The organism is Arthrobacter sp. LjRoot78 (assembly GCF_964254335.1).
Classification (GTDB): Bacteria; Actinomycetota; Actinomycetes; order Actinomycetales; family Micrococcaceae; genus Arthrobacter.
In genome coordinates, this window is the sequence record NZ_CAXUTG020000001.1 from 3,304,958 (window position 1) to 3,322,850 (window position 17,893).

General features: G+C 67.5%; 18 protein-coding genes. 8 read left to right on the forward strand and 10 right to left on the reverse strand.

Annotated elements, in window-relative coordinates:
* Nucleotides 1–246 precede the first annotated feature (246 nt).
* Nucleotides 247–1,389 (forward strand): aspartate-semialdehyde dehydrogenase, encoded by a 1,143-nt coding sequence (asd, locus tag ACSQ1X_RS15380; RefSeq protein WP_436058267.1) that lies wholly within the window; start codon nt 247–249, stop codon nt 1,387–1,389.
* Here asd and ACSQ1X_RS15385 read toward each other — a convergent pair.
* Nucleotides 1,386–2,501, reverse strand: a complete 1,116-nt coding sequence (locus ACSQ1X_RS15385) for a winged helix DNA-binding domain-containing protein (RefSeq protein WP_436058268.1) — start codon at nt 2,499–2,501, stop codon at nt 1,386–1,388. The two genes, asd and ACSQ1X_RS15385, sit on opposite strands and share 4 nt — an antisense overlap.
* A 103-nt stretch (nt 2,502–2,604) precedes the next feature.
* Between ACSQ1X_RS15385 and ACSQ1X_RS15390 the strand changes: the two genes are divergently transcribed.
* A complete protein-coding gene (locus tag ACSQ1X_RS15390; RefSeq protein WP_436058269.1) occupies nt 2,605–3,096 on the forward strand; it encodes a hypothetical protein in 492 nt (163 codons plus the stop codon).
* 11 nt (nt 3,097–3,107) lie between these two features.
* Here the strand turns inward: ACSQ1X_RS15390 and ACSQ1X_RS15395 are convergent, their stop codons facing one another.
* The 4 genes from ACSQ1X_RS15395 to ACSQ1X_RS15410 are packed head-to-tail and all read right to left on the reverse strand — an operon-like array spanning nt 3,108 to nt 6,455.
* Nucleotides 3,108–4,175, reverse strand: a complete 1,068-nt coding sequence (locus tag ACSQ1X_RS15395) for a UDP-N-acetylmuramate dehydrogenase (RefSeq protein ID WP_436058270.1) — start codon at nt 4,173–4,175, stop codon at nt 3,108–3,110.
* Between the two features lie 37 nt (nt 4,176–4,212).
* Entirely contained in the window at nt 4,213–5,493 is a 1,281-nt protein-coding gene (locus tag ACSQ1X_RS15400) for an MFS transporter (protein WP_436058271.1), read from the reverse strand.
* A gap of 27 nt (nt 5,494–5,520) precedes the next feature.
* Nucleotides 5,521–5,973 carry a MaoC family dehydratase gene (locus tag ACSQ1X_RS15405; protein ID WP_436058272.1) on the reverse strand — a complete coding sequence of 151 codons (453 nt, stop codon included), beginning with the start codon at nt 5,971–5,973 and terminating at the stop codon, nt 5,521–5,523.
* Between the two features lie 2 nt (nt 5,974–5,975).
* The gene (locus ACSQ1X_RS15410; RefSeq protein WP_436058273.1) at nt 5,976–6,455 is read right to left on the reverse strand and encodes an FAS1-like dehydratase domain-containing protein; all 480 of its coding nucleotides are present in this window, start codon (nt 6,453–6,455) and stop codon (nt 5,976–5,978) included.
* A gap of 164 nt (nt 6,456–6,619) precedes the next feature.
* On the opposite strand from ACSQ1X_RS15410, the gene ACSQ1X_RS15415 reads away from it, so the two are divergent.
* Entirely contained in the window at nt 6,620–7,018 is a 399-nt protein-coding gene (locus ACSQ1X_RS15415; RefSeq protein ID WP_055799582.1) for an ArsR/SmtB family transcription factor, read from the forward strand.
* Entirely contained in the window at nt 7,015–8,685 is a 1,671-nt protein-coding gene (locus ACSQ1X_RS15420) for a SulP family inorganic anion transporter (protein WP_436058274.1), read from the forward strand. Before ACSQ1X_RS15415 ends, ACSQ1X_RS15420 begins: the two co-directional genes overlap by 4 nt.
* Here the strand turns inward: ACSQ1X_RS15420 and ACSQ1X_RS15425 are convergent.
* Genes ACSQ1X_RS15425 through ACSQ1X_RS15435 form a run of 3 tightly spaced genes read right to left on the reverse strand, consistent with a single transcriptional unit; the run spans nt 8,675 to nt 10,819 of the window.
* Nucleotides 8,675–8,899 (reverse strand): DUF3188 domain-containing protein, encoded by a 225-nt coding sequence (locus ACSQ1X_RS15425; protein WP_055799585.1) that lies wholly within the window; start codon nt 8,897–8,899, stop codon nt 8,675–8,677. The two genes, ACSQ1X_RS15420 and ACSQ1X_RS15425, sit on opposite strands and share 11 nt — an antisense overlap.
* A gap of 35 nt (nt 8,900–8,934) precedes the next feature.
* Nucleotides 8,935–9,915 carry a DUF2797 domain-containing protein gene (locus ACSQ1X_RS15430; RefSeq protein ID WP_436058275.1) on the reverse strand — a complete coding sequence of 327 codons (981 nt, stop codon included), beginning with the start codon at nt 9,913–9,915 and terminating at the stop codon, nt 8,935–8,937.
* A 34-nt stretch (nt 9,916–9,949) separates the two neighbouring features.
* Nucleotides 9,950–10,819, reverse strand: coding sequence for an HpcH/HpaI aldolase/citrate lyase family protein (locus tag ACSQ1X_RS15435; protein WP_055799588.1), 870 nt, complete (start codon nt 10,817–10,819; stop codon nt 9,950–9,952).
* Nucleotides 10,820–11,131: 312 nt separating this feature from the next.
* On the opposite strand from ACSQ1X_RS15435, the gene ACSQ1X_RS15440 reads away from it, so the two are divergent.
* From ACSQ1X_RS15440 to ACSQ1X_RS15455, 4 genes are read left to right on the forward strand one after another with little or no spacing between them, the layout of a single operon-like run.
* A complete protein-coding gene (locus tag ACSQ1X_RS15440) occupies nt 11,132–12,157 on the forward strand; it encodes an ABC transporter substrate-binding protein (protein ID WP_436058276.1) in 1,026 nt (341 codons plus the stop codon).
* Between the two features lie 47 nt (nt 12,158–12,204).
* Nucleotides 12,205–13,083 carry an ABC transporter ATP-binding protein gene (locus tag ACSQ1X_RS15445; protein WP_055799594.1) on the forward strand — a complete coding sequence of 293 codons (879 nt, stop codon included), beginning with the start codon at nt 12,205–12,207 and terminating at the stop codon, nt 13,081–13,083.
* Nucleotides 13,083–13,979, forward strand: coding sequence for an ABC transporter permease (locus tag ACSQ1X_RS15450; protein WP_436058277.1), 897 nt, complete (start codon nt 13,083–13,085; stop codon nt 13,977–13,979). The genes ACSQ1X_RS15445 and ACSQ1X_RS15450 overlap by 1 nt, the downstream gene beginning before the upstream one ends.
* 51 nt (nt 13,980–14,030) lie before the next feature.
* Nucleotides 14,031–14,951 carry a TauD/TfdA dioxygenase family protein gene (locus tag ACSQ1X_RS15455; RefSeq protein WP_436058278.1) on the forward strand — a complete coding sequence of 307 codons (921 nt, stop codon included), beginning with the start codon at nt 14,031–14,033 and terminating at the stop codon, nt 14,949–14,951.
* 113 nt (nt 14,952–15,064) lie between these two features.
* On the opposite strand, the gene ACSQ1X_RS15460 is transcribed toward ACSQ1X_RS15455, so the two are convergent.
* Together ACSQ1X_RS15460 and ACSQ1X_RS15465 are read right to left on the reverse strand one after the other, a co-directional pair.
* Nucleotides 15,065–16,051, reverse strand: a complete 987-nt coding sequence (locus tag ACSQ1X_RS15460) for an aldo/keto reductase (RefSeq protein WP_436058279.1) — start codon at nt 16,049–16,051, stop codon at nt 15,065–15,067.
* A 126-nt stretch (nt 16,052–16,177) separates the two neighbouring features.
* Nucleotides 16,178–17,884 (reverse strand): glycoside hydrolase family 13 protein, encoded by a 1,707-nt coding sequence (locus ACSQ1X_RS15465; protein ID WP_436058280.1) that lies wholly within the window; start codon nt 17,882–17,884, stop codon nt 16,178–16,180.
* Nucleotides 17,885–17,893: the final 9 nt, after the last annotated feature.

Below are 17,893 nucleotides of genomic sequence, written 5' to 3' on the forward strand. Positions count from 1 at the left end.
GAGCGGACCCGACGGCGGTATTCGACCGAGAGCGTGAGCGGCAGGACGACGCCGTGCCGGCGCCCTCCAGATAACGGGCTCACCGACAGCCAGGTGTTGGACCACCTCCGATCGTTTCGACAGGACTAGCGTGCAGAACGACATTCCCGGCAGCAATTCGGCGGCCGGCGTGGTTCCGCATTGCCGTCCGCCGGACCGTGACGTAACCGACTGCGCCGTGCCGGTTCCGAAGTCTAAACTGGTCGAATGACTACAGCAGCTACCCCCTCCGTCGGCCTGGTCGGATGGCGCGGCATGGTCGGCTCCGTCCTGATGCAGCGCATGCAGGACGAAGGCGACTTCGCCAACATCAACCCGGTGTTCTTCTCCACCTCCAACGCCGGAGGTGCCGCCCCGACTCTCGCCGGCTCTGCCGCGGGCGCGGCCGGCCAGCTCGAGGACGCGTTCGACGTCGACACGCTGGCTAAGCTGCCGATTATCGTCACCGCCCAGGGCGGCGACTACACCAAGCAGGTCCACGGCGAGCTGCGCAGCCGCGGCTGGGACGGCCTCTGGATCGACGCCGCCTCCACCCTTCGCATGAACGACGACTCGATCATCGTGCTGGACCCCATCAACCGCGACGTCATCGACAAGGGCCTCGCCAACGGCACCAAGGACTTCATCGGCGGCAACTGCACCGTGTCCTGCATGCTGATGGGGCTCGGCGGCCTGTTCAAGAACGGCCTCGTCGAGTGGGGCACCTCCATGACCTACCAGGCTGCCTCCGGCGGCGGCGCCCGCCACATGCGCGAGCTGCTCAGCCAGTTCGGCACGCTCAACGCCGAGGTCAGCTCGGAACTGGATGACCCGGCGTCGGCCATCCTGGAAATCGACCGCAAGGTCCTGGCGCACCAGCGCACCGACATCGACGCGACACAGTTCGGCGTCCCGCTGGCCGGCTCCCTGATCCCCTGGATCGACGCGGACCTGGGCAACGGCCAGTCCAAGGAAGAGTGGAAGGCGGGCGTCGAGACCAACAAGATCCTCGGTACCGCCGGCGAGAACCACATCATGATGGACGGCCTGTGCATCCGGATCGGCGCCATGCGGTCGCACTCCCAGGCCCTCACCCTCAAACTCCGCGAAGACCTCTCCGTGGCCGAGATCGAGAAGCTCCTGGCCGAGGACAACGAGTGGGCCAAGGTCATTCCGAACACCAAGGAAGACTCCATGGCGGGCCTCACCCCCGTGGCCGCTTCCGGCACCCTGGACATTCCCGTGGGCCGCATCCGCAAGCTCGAAATGGGCCCGGAATACATCAGCGCCTTCACCGTGGGCGACCAGCTCCTGTGGGGCGCCGCCGAGCCGCTGCGCCGCATGCTCAACATCGCCACCGGTACGCTCTAGCGGAGGAACTTCACGTACCTTGCGGCCTGCAGCTCAAATGACTTTTGGGCCGCGGGCCGCAGTCCGTTAACCGTGTCGAACGGTTCAGGCACGACGGCGGCCGTCCGGCCGGATCCTTTCCGCGCCCACGTACCGACCACTTCCCCGCCGGCCACAATGGTCCTCTTGAACATCCCGTTGCCGCCGGGGACCACCTTTTGGGCGTGTTCGGGCGGCAGGACCAGTGACCGGTCCGTGTAGCCCAGCAGGAACTCGTCGAACCCCGGCAGCGCCAGCACGGAGCGCTGGCCTGGAACGCCGTCGTCGAGCAGCGCCGCGGTGGCGGGCGCCATCCAGTAGCTGGCTCCCTCGAACTCCAGCTCGACGAGCTGGTCCTTCACGGCCGCCAGCGCGCTGCGGACCTCCGTCACCGGGGTGCCGGACCACCAGGCGAAGTCGCGCTCCGTGGCCGGGCCGTGGCTGAGCATGTACCGCAACACCAGCTCGGCGATACCCTCGGAGCGGTCCAGTTCCCGGGATTTCGGAATCCACTCGTCGAACGCCTTGATGAGCTGTTGGTTCCCCGCGAGCGGTCCCTGGACGAGCCAGGCCCGCTGGCACAGGACCCCCAGCAGGTGGATGCCGCGCTGGCCATTCGTGGACTGCCCCGCTGCTTCAAAAGCCGCGAAGAGCTCTTGGCGGGTGGCCGCTCCGCCGCCCGAGACGAGTTCCAGCGCCGCCTCGCGGGCAACGTCCACGTCGCGGGCAGCAATCTCCAACTCGCGGTGTCGCCCGCCCATTCCGCGCAGCAGGCGGTCGGCCGTGATGTCCAGGATCCACCGCAGGTCCTCGGGGGCCAGCAGGTGGAGTGTCCCGCGCATGGGCCACGAGCGGACAACCAGCCCTTCGTCCAGCGCAGACCGTACAGCGTCAACGCCGGCGTTGGGGACCCTCAGCCCCACGGCCCACAGGGCGGCCTGCAGGTCCTGGGCCTGCATGGCCGTCATCCACCGCACGGCCTCCGGCGGCGAGTCGAACCCCGGCGGCAGCAGTCCCTGCGCGGCCAGGCGCAGCCGTCCGATGACGTGCCGGGTGACCCTTGTCCTGACCTTGGTCCGTTCGCCAACTCCCATAGCCCCATCGTAGGTCGCGTGCGGGGCGATGCGGGTCTGTGGTCACTGGCAGTACACCGCAGGCTCCCAGCCGTTTTACAGCCGGGGTCCCTACGCTGGGTGGATGACCATCGGAGAGCTCTGGCCGCACCTGCGGCCCCTGTGCCGGGCCCTTGCCCTGCTGGGATGGGTCACCAGTGCCGCCGGAATGGGCGCGGGGCTCTCCATCGCCGTTGCCGGCGGAACAAGCCTCTCCCCCACCGTGCAGGCCCTGCAGTTCTTTTCGGCCGTGAGCATGGGAGTTGCCGTCCTCAGTTTTATCGCGGCCGCCCTGCTCCAGCCCCGGCACCGCGGCTGGCGCGCCGTTGACCACGACGGCGGCGGTGGCGCCCCTGAGCCGGGCAGCGAGATGCCGCCGACCGTCAAGAGTTTCCTGCTGGCTGCCTTCGCCCTGCTGGCGGGCGCTGTGGTGTTCGCCTGCGCCGGGCTGGTCCTCCGCAACGGCCCCAGTGCGCAGTCCGTGGCGTTTTGCCAGGTGTTCCTGCTGGGCGCAGCGGCTTCGGGGTTCACGTTCATGCTGTTCAGCAAGGTAGTTCCGCGCCATAGCGGGAACTGAGCGGGTGGTCCCTAAAGGTCGATCCCGATCAGCAGCGGTTCCGGGTGCAGTTCGATGCCAAAACGTTCGACGACGCCGGCCTTCACCTCACGTGCCACGGCCACCATGTCGGCCGCGCTCGCACCGCCCCGGTTGGTGATGGCCAGGGTGTGCTTGGTGGACAGCGAGGCCCGCCCGCCGGAGACGCTCCCGGTTTCCAGCCCGTATCCCTTCCCGAACCCGGCATGGTCAATCAGCCACGCGGCGGACAGCTTCACCAGCCCGTCAGCTCCGACCGGATACCGGGGAGCGTCCGCAGGGAGCGAATCGGCCGCTTCCGCGGGGACGATCGGATTGGTGAAGAACGATCCCGTGGAAAACGTGTCTCGGTCCGCCGTATCCAGGACCATGCCCTTGGACGCCCTGAGCCGCAGGACCTCCCGGCGCACGTCATTGGAGTACGCCCTCTTTCCGGGCTCAACGCCAAGGGACTTCGCAAGCTCCGCATACCTGATGGGGGCGCTCATCCGTCCCAGCGGCAGCTGGAACTCGACCGTGAGCACCACGTAGCGCGGGGAACCCTGGACCGTGGTCTGCTTCAGGATCGAATCCCGGTACCCGAACTTGAGCTCCGAATTCGTGAACGTACGGACGGCGTTCCGTTCCCGGTCCCAGGTCCGGACGGCGGCAATGGTCTGGGACACGTCCGAGCCGTAGGCGCCCACATTCTGCACGGGTGTGGCACCGGTGGACCCGGGGATGCCGGAAAGTGCTTCGATGCCGGACCATGCGTGGCGCACGGCATGCTCCACGAGGGCGTCCCAGTTGTGTCCGGCCTGGACCACGACGGCGACGCCGCCGCAGGAATCCTCGGCGGTGACGGTGAAGCCCTCAGAGGCGATCCGGAGCACCGTGCCGGGGTACCCGTCGTCGGAAATGAGAAGGTTGGACCCGCCCGCGATGATCAGCAACTGCTCACCGGCGGCGTCTGCGGTGCGCACGGCGTCGATAATTTCCGGCTCCGTGCGGGCTTCGATGTAGTTGCCGGCGGGACCGCCGACGGCGGCAGTGGTCAGGTCGGAAAGCAAAGTCTGGGTCACCTGTCCAGCCTATCGGTCATTCGGAAGGGACCGGGATTCAGGAAAGTTTCTTGGCCACCGGCGAAAGCAGGAAACTGACCACCAGCATCACCATCACGGCAAGCAGGGAGTGGAGGATGCCGACGTGTTCGGCCAGCAGCCCCAGGAGGGGAGGTCCGCACAGGAACGCGCCGTAGCCGATGGTGGACACCACGGAGACGCGGGCAGCGGCTTTGACCGGATCATCGGCGGCCGCGGACATGCCGACGGGGAAACCGAGGGAAGCGCCGAGGCCCCAGACAGCCAGCGCCACGAAGGCCAGCCACGGCACGGGGGCGAACACGAACAGCCCCAGTCCGGCGACTGCCAGTGCTGCGCACCAGCGCATCACGGGAACCCTGCCAAAGCGGTCCAGGACCAGGGTGCCGGCAAATCGGCCGATGGTCATGAAGGTGACGAACAGCCCGTAGCCTGCAGCTCCGGCAGCGTCCGTCTGCCCGTGGCCGTCCGCCAGGGCCAGCGCCACCCAGTCGCCGGCCGCCCCTTCGGCAAGTGCGAGCCCGAGGACAAGCACGCCCAGCAGCAGCGTGCGCTTGTCACGCCAGGCCTGGGCGATCAGGCGTTTGTTGTCCAGCGGCTCCTCCGGGACGGCGTCCGTCTGCCGGACGATCGGAATTGGTCCGGTGGACGGGTCCTCGAACGTGTCTGTCCCGGAGGCCTTGAACGGGCGTTCCCCCTGGACCGGGGTGATGTCCGCACGGAACCAGGAAGCGGCGGTTGCCACCGAGCCGGCAACCAGGAGGCCGCCCGCGGCCAGGTGCCAGAACACGGGAATGCCGGCGCCCGCGGCCCAGGCGCCGAGCCCGGCCCCGGCCACCGTTCCGAGGCTGAAGGACCCGTGCAGCCGGGGCATGATGTGCCGCCGGACGGCGCGTTCCACCGCGGCGCCTTCGACATTGGACGCGGTGTTCCAGCTGGCGGTGCCCAGCCCGATGACCGCCAGGCCCGCGGCAACCGCCACCGGGCTGGCGAGCACGGACGTGCCGAATCCGGCCAGCAGCAGCCCGACGCCCACCATGATGCTGCCGATCCGGATGGTCCTCTTGGAGCCCAGCCGAAGGACGATGAGCCCCGAAGCAGAGACGGAGAGGAAAGAGCCGGCGGTCATGCAGAGCAGGAGCAGTCCCACGGTGCCCGGTGTCAGGTCCAGTCCGTCCCTGATGGCCGGGAGCCGGGACACCCAGGTGGAAAACGCGATTCCGCTGGCCCCGTAGGCCACCACCACGGCGTTCCGCCAGTGGGTGATCTCGGCAGCCGGGACGAAGACGTCCTTGCTCACGGCAGCATCCTCGTCAGGCACACCGTGTCACGCAAGCCTGACGACGGCCTGGGCCTTCACAAGGACCTTCTGTCCGGCGTAGACCACGGTGAGGTCCACGCGGACGGTGCCCGCATCGGCGTCGAGCGCGCCAATGGCGCCACTGACCTCGATGACGGCCCCCGGTTCGTCTGTGCCGGTGGTGTCCGTGACCAGGACCGGCTTGGTGAAGCGGGTCTGGTAATCAACGACGGCGGCGGGGTCGCCCGCCCAGTCGGTCACCAGCTGGACTGCGGCCCCCATGGTGAACATGCCGTGGGCAATAACGCCGGGCAGCCCCACACCGGTGGCGAAGGCTTCGTTCCAGTGGATCGGGTTGAAGTCGCCGGATGCGCCGGCATACTTCACCAGGTCCTGGCGGGTGACGGTGATGCTGCGGCTGCCGATGTCCTGGCCGACGGCGAGATCCGAGAGAACGGGGGCGATGGCTGCTGTGCTCATGGTTACTGTCCCTCTCCGCGGACCAGGATGGACGAGGTGGTGGTGGAGACGGCCTCCCGGGCAACGCCCGAGCCTACTGTGCCGTCGCCGGTGAGTACGAAGATTTCTGACCGCGTGGTGATCATCGCACCGCCGCCCATGGCGCGGACACCGTCCACGTGCAGCTCTGCAACGAGCCTGTCGCCGGCAACAATCGGGCGGTGGTGGATAAAGCGCTGGTCTGCGTGGACCACTCGGGAGAAGTCAATGCCGGACTCCGGATCCTCGATCAGCTGGGCGTCTGCGCGCTGGGCAATGATGATGGCGAAGGTGGGCGGCGCCACGAGGTCGCTGTGGCCAAGGGCTTTGGCTGCTTCCAGGTCGAAGTGCGCGGGATGGGTGGCCTTGACCGCCCTGGCGAACTCGCGGATCTTCTCGCGGCCGACGTCGTACACCTCTGCGGCAGGGTAGCTACGGCCCTGCAGATCCGGATTGATAGTCATGGCCTCAAGCCTATCGCTCCCCCGCCGCAGGACGGCGGCCGGTTACGAGGAGAGGGCAGGCTGGCCGCCCACCCCAGGTCGCGGTATGATGAATTCATCATTTCATCAACTCACGCGGAGGCCTCCCCACCGGCTGCCGCAAAACCAGTCGACAGCGGGTCCCCATGATTTCCCCTGCACAGGCACCTTTGTATGAAATCAAGGCCAACCTCTTCAAGGCCCTGGCCCATCCGGCGCGCATCAGGATCCTTGAGCTGCTTTCAGCCGCCCCGGACACCGCAGCCCCGGTCAGCTTCCTCCTGGCCGAAACGGGACTGGAGGCCTCACACCTTTCCCAGCACCTGGCAACGCTGCGCCGGCACAGGGTGGTGACCTCGGTCCGCTCCGCGAATGCAGTGACTTACCGCCTGGCCCACCCCAAGATCGCAGAACTCCTGGCCATTGCCCGCACGTTCCTGCTGGACACCCTCGCGGACACCAATGAGCAGCTCCGTCTGGCGCAGGAGCTGCCTGGCGGGCATCTGGCCGGCCCTGGCGCTCAGCTGTCCGGTCCGTCCTCGTGAGCGGGCTGCGCACACTGCGGGCGTTCCTGCCGTCCCGCCGCGACTACGACGGGCTGCGGTCCTCGTGGAAGTCGGACCTCACGGCCGGCATCACGGTCGGGATTGTGGCACTCCCCCTCGCGCTGGCCTTCGGCGTCAGCTCGGGAGTGGGTGCAGAAGCCGGGCTGATCACGGCAGTGGTGGCCGGACTGGTGGCCGCCGTCATGGGCGGGTCCAATGTCCAGGTGTCCGGCCCTACAGGCGCCATGGTGGTGGTCCTCGCCCCCGTGGTGGCCATCCACGGTGCCGGCAGCATTCCGATTGTGTCGCTGCTGGCGGGGCTGATGGTTTGCGCGCTGGGCATCAGCGGACTGGGCCGCGCTGTCGCCTTCATCCCCTGGCCGGTGGTGGAAGGCTTCACCCTCGGCATTGCCGCCATCATCTTCCTGCAGCAGGTTCCGCTGGCCACGGGAACAGCGGGCATCCCGGGCCACAACACCCTCGTCGCGGCAGTCGAAGCCGCCTCGGGGGCGGCGTTTCCCACCGTGATCCAGACCCTGGCCGTGGTGGCGGGTGTGGGCGCCGTGATGTTCCTGCTCCCTAAGCTGAACAAAGCCCTGCCCGCGAGCCTGATCGCGGTTCTGCTGGCCACCGTGGCCGCGGAAATGCTTGGGCTGGACATCCCCCGAATCGGCGAGCTGCCGCATTCCCTGTCCGCGCCGTCCATGCCTTCCCTGGACGCGTCGACGCTGGGCGGGCTGCTGATGCCCGCGGTCTCCATCGCGGCGCTCGCCGCCATCGAGTCCCTGCTCTCCGCGCGGGTGGCGGCCGGAATGGTTGGACCTGACGGGAGGCCCTCGGGGGTTTACCGCCCCGACCGTGAGCTCACGGGACAGGGGCTGGCGTCCGTCGCGGCGGGGTTCTTTGGTGGAATGCCGGCCACGGGTGCCATCGCCCGGACCGCAGTGAACGTCCGGTCCGGCGCGAAGACCCGGCTCGCCGCGATTGTTCACGCGCTCGTTCTGCTGGCCATTATCTACCTGGCGGCCGGCCTGGTGGGGAAAATCCCGCTCGCGGTACTCGCCGGCATCCTGATGGTCACCGCCACGAGGATGGTCTCGACGCATACGGTGACAGCGATCATGCGTTCCACCCGGGCGGACGCCTTCGTGTTTGTCCTGACGGCCCTGATCACTGTTGCGTTCGACCTGATCGTGGCCATCGAGATCGGGCTCATCGCGGCGGCCCTCTTTACGCTGCGGAAATTCGCCTCGCTCAGCAGGGTGAAGCGCGAAGAAGTTCCGGGACCGCAGGTGGAGGGCGACAGGCACATAGCAATCTTCAGGCTGGACGGCGCCATGTTTTTCGGGGCGGCGGAACGGATCCTGCAGGAAATAAGCGAGGTCAAGGACATCCAGGTGGCCATCATCCGGCTGTCGCAGGTTCGGATGCTGGATGCCACGGGAGCGCACGCGCTGGTGGAGGTCATCTCAGCCCTGGAACTGCGCGGGATCACCGTCCTGCTGAAGGGCGTCCAGCCGGAGCACCTGGAACTGGTTACGAACGTCGGCGTGATCCGGTCCCTCCGGCACCACAATCACCTGTTCACGTCGCTGCCGGCCGCCGTGGAGCACGCCCGGAGCCATGTCCTGCGGAACGCGGCCGCTACCGCTACCGCTACCGCTTGAGGTTCTTCCGGATCTGCTGGCCGCGCACCACGATCCCCACAACGTGCAGGACCAGGCCGACGCCGATCACCGGCAAGGACGCCACGGCGAGGCCCTGGTTGCCGGACGTGTTGCCCACCAGGTTGAGGACAATGCCAACGGCGATCAGGCCCATGGCACTGAAGACGAGCACTTTGTAGGCGGTGGACGCGGTGGCCCAGAATTCAGTCAGCACCGTCCCATTCTAGGTGCCGGGCCTACGTGCCAGCTTCAGAACAAAGACTCCTGCACCGCCGGCACCTCCGAGGAATGGTGGTCGCCGAGCTCCACGGTCCGCGCCTTCAACCGGCCGAGGTTCACCACGAACTCCAGGTCGGCGCCGTCCAGGGCTGCCACCGCGATGCTGCCGCTCAGTGCCGCAATGCGGAATCCGTGTGCTCCGGCGTCCAGGTCATGCGGGTAGGCGTGCCGTGGCGCCGGCGTGCACGCGGCGTCGGCCAGTCCGAGCCGGGCCCACCGCTCATCCACAGTTTCGAAACCTTCGACGCCGACGCGCACCAGCAGTGCGCGGGCCTCGCCGGCCAGCCGCCGGTTCAGTGCATCCAGTTCGACGGCGGGTGCCGGGGCCACCAGCGCAGCGGCCTTGGCCGCCGAACGGACCTGCTGCGGCAGGCCGGCGTCGCGGGTCAGCATGTCTTCAAGAATCCGGACCACCCGGCCGTCGTCCGCGCGGGCCACATACCGGGCCACTACCGCCCCCTGCTCGGCCAGCCGGTTCCACTTCCGCAGGTTCGACGCAGTGCCCACCTTGCTGGCGCCGTTGGCGAACGTTGCCACATACAACCAGTGCGGCTGCATCAGGTAGGCGCGAAGCCCCTGGGGTACACCGCCGCCGCGGTGGAAGTCGTGGATGAGCCGGAAATCGTCCACCACGAAGCAGCGCTCGCACTGACTGCCTTTGACGGCCGGCGCCTTGGCCGGGCAGAGAACGTGGTCCCGGCGGGCCGGGCCGTGCACCTTATGGTGCCCAAGGCAGGACTTGCCACCGGCGGCTACGCGGAAACCCAGCCGGCTGCCGGCGTCGAGCTCCAGCTCCCGGAAACCGCCGGAAGGATCCTGCAGCCGCATGACCGGCGTCCCGCCGTCGCGCTTTCCGGACGGCGCGCCTTCCGCGGAACCGGGCGTCTGTGAAAAACCCGGCGGCGCACCATCCCAAAAGACCCCGTGCACCAGATAGCAGGTATCGGTCACGGGGTCTCCTTTGGCTGGCGGGCTGCCGGGGGCGCTAGAGCGCCGGCTGCACCCCAAAGGCTACCGCGAGCTTCATGATCTTCTCGGCGCGGCCCAGGCGGGGCAGGTCGGAACCGTCGCGGATGACGCGGCCGTTGGCCTCGAAGTCGGCCATGAAGTCCGTGGCCCAGGCGACATCCGACGGCGTCGGGCTGATGACTTCGTTGATGACGTGGGTCTGGTCAATGGCCAGGCAGAGCTTGCCGGTCATGCCCATCATCACGGTAATGCCCGTCTGCTCGCGCAGGATCGGGTGGTTGGTACCGACGGTGGGGCCGTCGATGGGGCCCGGGAGGTTGCCCACCCGGCTGGCAACAACCAGTTTGGCCCGCGGGTAGGCCATGGCCTCGGGGGTGGCCGCCATGCCGGTGTCGCGGCGGAAGTCGCCGGAACCGAAGGCCAGCCGGAACGCGCCCTGGGCCTTGGCGATGTTGTTGGCTTCCTCGATGCCGACGGCTGACTCCACGAGCGGAATCACGGGGGTTTTGCCGTCCATGCGGTGGAAGCTCTCGGTGACCTGGTCCGCGGACTCGGTCTTGGCCAGCATGATGCCGAGCAGGCCCGGGGTGCCGCGCAGCCCGGCGAGGTCCGCAGCCCAGAACGGGCTCGTGGCGTCGTTGATGCGCACCCAGGCCCGGCCGCCGGCGGTCAGCCAGTTGATGACGTGCTCGCGGGCGGTGTCCTTCTGCGAGGGGTCCACCGCGTCTTCGATGTCCAGGATGATCGAGTCCGCGCGCGACATGGCCGACACGTCAAAAAGCTCGGGCTTCATTGCGTTCACCAAAAGCCACGAACGGGCAATTTCGGCGGGGATGTTTCGTTCGGGCCGTGCGGTGTCGACGGCAGCGGAGGTAGAGGTGGTCATACTCCTACCGTATCCGCCCGGCATGCCCTAACGCGAAGTAACAGCTGTCCGCCCTGGAACAATACCGCGAACAATACGACCAAAATCCGGCACGTCCGGCGCGTCAAAGTCCTTCACGGGCCGTTACGGGGCGAAACCGGGCGTCTTGTGACCCGGCGTTGCGTCCTGTTTCCGCTCATTTCCGCGGGTTTCCCGGCGTGACAGCAACGCTTTTTTTGGCCGGAAAGGTGCGCTTACATCGTTCCAGCGGCAGGCAAACAAGCACCGCTGATTCACTCCGAACCTCCCCCAATGCTTACAAAGGATCCCCGAATGAAACGACACCTGACCATCATGAGTGCCGCGGCCGCCGTCGTCATCGCGATGACGGTGTCGGGCTGCGGGGGCAGCGCAGAAGCCGGTGCCGGCGGCGCCGCCGGTGGTGCCACCGAGGTGAAGGAGCTCCGCTACCAGGGCTGGGCCAACACGGTGACGCTCCCCGAGCTGGCCCAGGACCTCGGCTACTTCGGCGACGTCAAGCTCAACTGGGTGGGCAACACCATCAGCGGCCCGCAGGACATCCAGTCGGCAGCCACCGGGCAGACTGATTTCGGCGGTGCTTTCGCCGGGGCCGTGGTCAAGCTCGTGGAAGCGGGCGCCCCGGTGAAAGCGGTCATCAACTATTACGGCGAGGACGAGAAGACGTTCAACGGTTTTTACGTCAAGGAAGACAGCCCCATCCGCACCGCCCGGGACTTCATCGGCAAGAAGATCGCGGTGAACACGCTGGGCGCACACGCGGACGCCGTCATCAACACGTACCTGCAGAAGAACGGCCTGAGCGCCGGGGAAATCAAGCAGGTCCAGCTGGTGGTGGTCCCGCCGAACGACACCGAGGAAGCCATCCGCCGCGGCCAGGTGGACGCCGGGTCCCTGGGCAGCATCCTGCAGGACAAGGCAATCGCCAACGGCGGCCTGCGCTCGGTGTTCAGCGACGCCGAGCTCTTCGGCACCTTCGCCGGCGGCCCGTACGTGCTGCGCACCGACTTCATCGCCAAGAACCCTAACACCACACGGACGTTCACCACCGGCGTGGCGAAGGCCATCGAGTGGGAGCGGACCACACCGCGCGAGGAAGTCATCGCCCGCTTCACCAAAATCCTGCAGGAGCGCGGACGGAACGAGAACCCGGCTGCCCTGCAGTACTGGAAGAGCGTGGGCGTGCCCGCGAAGGGCGAGATCAAGGACGAGGACTTCACCCGCTGGGGCAAATGGCTCAAGGACACCGGAATCGTCAAGGGCGAGCTCGACCCGAAAAAGATCTACACCAACGAGTTCAACGGACTGGTGAACCCATGAGCCACCGCACTCCTCATGCAGCCGACCGGGACAGCGAAAGGACAGTCATGACGCCGAAAATCAGCCTGCGCAACGTCACCAAGGAATTCGCGGTGCGCCAGGGCAAGACGACGAAGAAGCAGGCCGGCCCGTCGGTGCTGACCGCCCTGGATGACCTCAGCCTGGACGTCGCCGCCGGAGAGTTCCTCACCCTCGTGGGGCCCAGCGGCTCCGGCAAGACCACCCTGCTGGATCTGCTCGCCGGCCTCTCCCGGCCCACGTCGGGCAGCGTGCTGGTGGACGGCAAGGAAGTGACAGGACCGGGCCCGGACCGCGCCGTCGTCTTCCAGCAGTACGCACTGTTCCCGTGGCGGACTGCCTCCGCCAACGTCTCCATCGGCCTGGAGAACTCCGGCCTGTCCCGGAAGGAACGGGCCGCGAAGGCCAGCGAATTCCTGGACCTCGTGGGGCTGGCGGGGTTCGAGGACCGCTTTCCGCACGAACTGTCCGGCGGCATGAAGCAGCGCGTGGCCATCGCCAGGAGCCTCGCCTATGAGCCGGACATCCTGCTGATGGACGAGCCGTTTGCCGCCCTCGACGCGCAGACCCGCGAGCAGCTCCAGGACGAGCTGCTGCGGATCTGGAAGGCAACGGGCAAGACCATCGTCTTCATCACGCACGGAATCGACGAGGCCGTCTACCTCGGCCAGCGCGTGGCAGTCCTCAGCGCACGCCCGGGCCGGCTGAAGGAGTTTGTGGACATCAATATCCCGGACCGCGACGGCGGGGACGACGTCCGCTCGCACCCGGCCTTCGTGGAACACCGGCATCAGGTCTGGTCCCTCCTGCACGACGAGGTCAAGCTCGCCCAGGACTCCGGACACCGCAAGATCCTCCCCGATGGATCGGCCCCCGATGAACAACCCCAGGAAAGGAGCGCTGCCTGATGAGCGCTGTGTTGACCCGACCGCCTGAGGCGGCTGCCGCCGTCGAACGTCCATTGCAGGCGGGACCCGGTCCGGAATACGGACAACGCCCGACGCCGGCGGGCAGGTTCGCTGCCCTCGCCGGGATCGCCGGACGGGCCGGCTGGAAATCACTCGCCGTGCTGCTGTTCCTCGCGTTGTGGGAGCTCGGCCCGACGTACCTTGCCAGCCCCTCCACCCGGGTGTTCCTGCCGCCGCTGCACGAAGTGCTTGCTGCAGGCGCGAAGCTGCTGGAGAACGGGCAGCTGCAGAGCCACCTGCAGGCGAGCCTCACCCGCTCGGTGTCCGGCTTCAGCATCGCGGTGGTGTCCGCCGTCGTGCTGGGGCTGCTGACCGCCTGGTATGGCTGGCTCAGCTCGTTCCTGAACCCGCTGCTGGAACTGTTCCGCAACACGGCCACGCTGGCACTGCTCCCCGTGTTCACGCTGCTGCTGGGCATCGGCGAGGAATCGAAGATCACCATCGTGGCCTACGCGGCGTTCTTCCCGGTCCTGCTGAACACCATCGCCGGCGTCCGGACCGTGGATCCGCTGCTCATCCGGGCGGCGAGGTCACTAGGGCTGAACAGCTTCCGGCTCTTCCAGAAGGTCATCCTGCCCTCCGCAGTCCCGACGATCTTCACGGGCATCCGGATGGCCGGCACATCCTCCATCCTGGTGCTGATCGCCGCCGAAATGGTGGGGGCCAAGGCCGGGCTGGGCTACCTGATCGTCAATTCCCAGATGAGCTTCCTGATCCCGGACATGTACGCCGGCATCCTCACCGTGTCCGTCCTGGGCCTCACGGTGAACGTCCTCCTGGTCGCCCTCGAGCGGCATTTCTCCCGCTGGCGCACCGCCGTCGGCTCCGGCAACTGACGCTTCAAACTGCATCATCCACACTCACCATCAACCAGTAAGGAAGTAGCAATGACCACCATCACCCAAACCAAGCTCGAATTCGCCAAACTGGGCTCCCGCATCGGGGCTGAAATCCGCGGCCTGGACCTGAGCGGGGACCTGTCCGCGGACACTGTGGCCCGGATCCGTGCCGCCCTGAACGAGCACAAGGCCCTGGTGTTCCGCGAGGCGAACATCCGCACGGACGAGGAGCAGGTGAAGTTCGCCAGCCACTTCGGTCCGCTCACCAAGGCACACCCCACCGTGGCCTCCGTGGAGGGGGAAGAGAACGTCCTGCCCGTGGACAGCGAGAACGGCTCCGCCAACAACTGGCACACGGACGTCACCTTCGTGGTCAACCCGCCGCAGGCATCCACGCTGCGCAGCATCGACCTGCCGGCGTACGGCGGGGAAACGCTGATCGCGTCCTCGGCCGGAGCGTACGCCGACCTGCCGGAGGAGCTGCGGAACTTCGCGGACACCCTGTGGGCCATCCACACCAACGACTACGACTACTCGGTGCCCAAGAACCTGGAGCACCAGAACGCCGAGGAACGGCGCAAGGAGTTCACCCGGCTGAAGTTCGAGACCGCCCACCCGGTGGTCCGGGTCCACCCGCTGACCGGCGAGCGCGGATTGTTCATTGGGGGCTTCGCGCAGCGGCTTCGGATCGTGGGGCTGTCCAACACCGAGTCGAAGGACATCATCCGGCTGCTGCAGGCCTACGTCACGCGTCCGGAGAACGTGGTGCGGGTGAACTGGGAGCCGAACCAGCTGGTGCTGTTCGACAACCGCATCACCCAGCATTACGCCCCGGACAACTACGACGGCCAGCCGCGCAAGCTCAACCGCGTCACCATTGCCGGCGACGTTCCGGTCGGCGTGGACGGCAAGCAGAGCCAGGCCCTGCAGGGCGACTCGTCCACGTACTCGGTGGTGGCCCCGCTGTAGGTGCCGCGTCGGCCAGCCCCAATGCGGGCGGCAAGCCCAACTAGGTCGCAGTTAATGTCGTGTTGAGGGCTCATAACGACATCTACTGCGACCTAGTTGGGTTAAGCGGCGGGTTAGGGGATGTTGCTCCCCCGGGCCGTGACCCACAGCCGGTACCACTCGGCGCGGGTCATGGCCGCGGCAACCCGGGCCGCTCCGGCGCAGGCACGGATGCGGTCCGGGTTGGCCGACCCGATCACTGGCGCGATCCCGGCCGGATGCCGCATGAGCCACCCGAGGAGGATCGCCTCCCTGGTGGTCCCCTTGGCCTTCGCCATCTCCGCGACGAGCGCCGCCGTGGCCGCCTCCGCCGGTGTCGGGCTTTCCGGCGGAGCTCCGCTGTAGTGGCCCTGGGCCAGCGCTCCGTAGGCCTGCAGGGTGATCCCCTGCCGGCTGCAGAACTCCACAGTGCCGTGCGGGAAGCTGTAATCCAGCCCCTCCGCGTGGTTCACCAGCACGGCGCTTTCCAGCCACGCCCGCCTCAGCAGGCTCATTTCCAGCTGGTTGGCCACCACCGCCGTTTCCAGATGATCCTGCAGCGCCTCGATCTGCGGGGCGGACATGTTGGACACACCCACCTCCCGCACTTTGCCTTCCCGCATCAACTGCCCGACGGCGGAAGCCACCTCGGCGGGGTCAGCCAGCGGGTCGGGGCGGTGCAGCAGGAGGACATCCACATAGTCGGTCTTCAGCCGCTTCAGGCTGCCGTTGACCCGCTCGAGGATTCCCTCGCGGCTCAGGTCGTAGTGTGTTTCGAGTCCCTGCTCGTTGAGCCGGATCCCGCACTTGGTCTGGAGCCGGATCCGTTCCCGCAGCCCCGGTGTGATCGCCAGGACCTCGCCGAAGACTGCTTCGGCCTTGCCGCCGCGGTAAATGTCAGCGTGGTCGAACAGCGTGATGCCAGCGTCGAGGGCAGCGTCGATTGCGGCGGCCCCCTGGTCCACGTGCTCAGGGGCGTAGGGCTCGGCGGACCAGCTGCCGCCAAGGCCCATGCAGCCGTAAATCAGTTCCTGGTTACGGTTCAGTTCCTGGCCGGACAGGCTAGCAGATTGTTCAGTCATGTCGTCACTCTTTCACTTGTTCCTCCGAAGGCCCAGCAGCAAAAAGCCCCGGTGGCGGCACCCTGTCCGGGCACCGCCACCGGGACGGGATTCATGGTGTGGCTAACGAGGCTGCGTGGCCCGGCCTTAGCGCAGCCAGACCGTGGTGTTGCCGGGCAGCAGCTTCCCGTCCAGCGGTGCGCTGCTGAGTAGCACTTCGCCGGCCGGGAGCTCCACCGGCTCAGCACCGAAGTTGGTCACTGACTGCCAGCCGCCGTGGCGGGTGAACTGCAGCACCTTGGGGTTGCCGGTCTCCACCCACTCCAGTTCCTCGGCCGTCTGCAGTTCGCGGCGCAGCTTCAGGGCCTTGCGGTATAGCTCCAGTGTGGAGCCCTCCACGCCGTCCTGGGCGTCCACGGCGTACCGGCCGAACCAGGCCGGCTGGGGCAGATGGGACCGGCCGGCGCCGAAACCGAAGGACGTGCCCTCAGTGGCCCAGGGCAGTGGAACGCGGCAGCCGTCACGGCCGATTTCCACACCCTTGTTGCGGAAGAAGGACGGGTCCTGGCGCTCCGCGTCGGGGATGTCGGCAACTTCCTGCAGCCCGAGCTCCTCGCCCTGGTACAGGTAGGCCGAGCCCGGGAGGGCCAGCATCAGCAGGCTGGCCGCACGGGCGCGGCGCAGGCCCAGCTCAACGTCCAGTTCCTCGGCCGGTGCCCCGGCCAGCAGCCAGCCCTTGCCGTCCTGGCCCTTGGCGTGCACTCCGCCGCCCATCGGCAGGCCATAGCGGGTGGCGTGCCGGACGACGTCGTGGTTGGAGAAGACCCAGGTGGAGGAGGCGCCGGTGGCCGTGGCCTCGGCGAGGTTCCGGGTGATGATTTCGTGGAACTCACCGGCGTCGAAATCGGCCTGCAGCAGGTCGAAGTTGAAAGCCTGGCCCAAACCTTGGGGGCTGGCGTAGCGGGCGCGGCGGGTGGCGTGCACCCAGGCTTCGGCGACGGCGGTGCGCGGCGGGTTGTACTCGTTGAACACCTCGCGCCATTCGGCGTAGATCTCGTGGACCTCGTCGCGGTCCCAGAACGGGTGCGATCCGTCGGCGAAACCGTCAGTGCCGGTGTTCGCCTCGCTCAGTTCGACCTTGGAGAGCAGCGGCTCCGTGAGGTCCTTGGTGAGGGCGTGCGCCACGTCCACGCGGAAGCCGTCCACGCCGCGGTCGGACCAGAAGCGCAGCGTCTTCAGGAAGTCGTCGCGGATCTCGCGGTTGGACCAGTTCAGGTCCGGCTGTTCCTTGGCGAAGATGTGCATGTACCACTGGCCGGGGGTGCCGTCCGGTTCGGTGATGCGCTCCCAGGCGGGACCGCCGAAGACGGAGTCCCAGTCCGACGGCGGCAGCTCGCCGTTCTTGCCCAGGCCGTCACGGAAGATGTAGCGCTCGCGGGCAGCTGAGCCCCGCGGGGAGGCCAGGGCTTCCTTGAACCATTCGTGCCGGTCCGAGGAGTGGTTGGGGACGATGTCCGCGATGAGCTTGATGCCGGCTTCGTGCAGCGCGGCGGACATTTCGGCGAAGTCCTCCAAGGTGCCCAGCTTGGGGTCCACGTTGCGGTAATCGTCGACGTCGTAGCCGCCGTCGGCGAGCGCCGACGGGTAGAACGGGCTGAGCCAGACGGCGTCGATCCCCAGTTCCTTCAGGTACGGCACTTTGGCTGTGATGCCCTTGATGTCGCCCAGGCCGTCACCGTTCGAATCCGAGAAGCTGCGCGGATAGATCTGGTATACGGAGGCCTGGCGCCACCAGTTGGGATCGGCTGCGAGGTTTGAATCGGACAGGGTTGCCAGAGTGGCGGTGGTGGACAAAGGAGATTC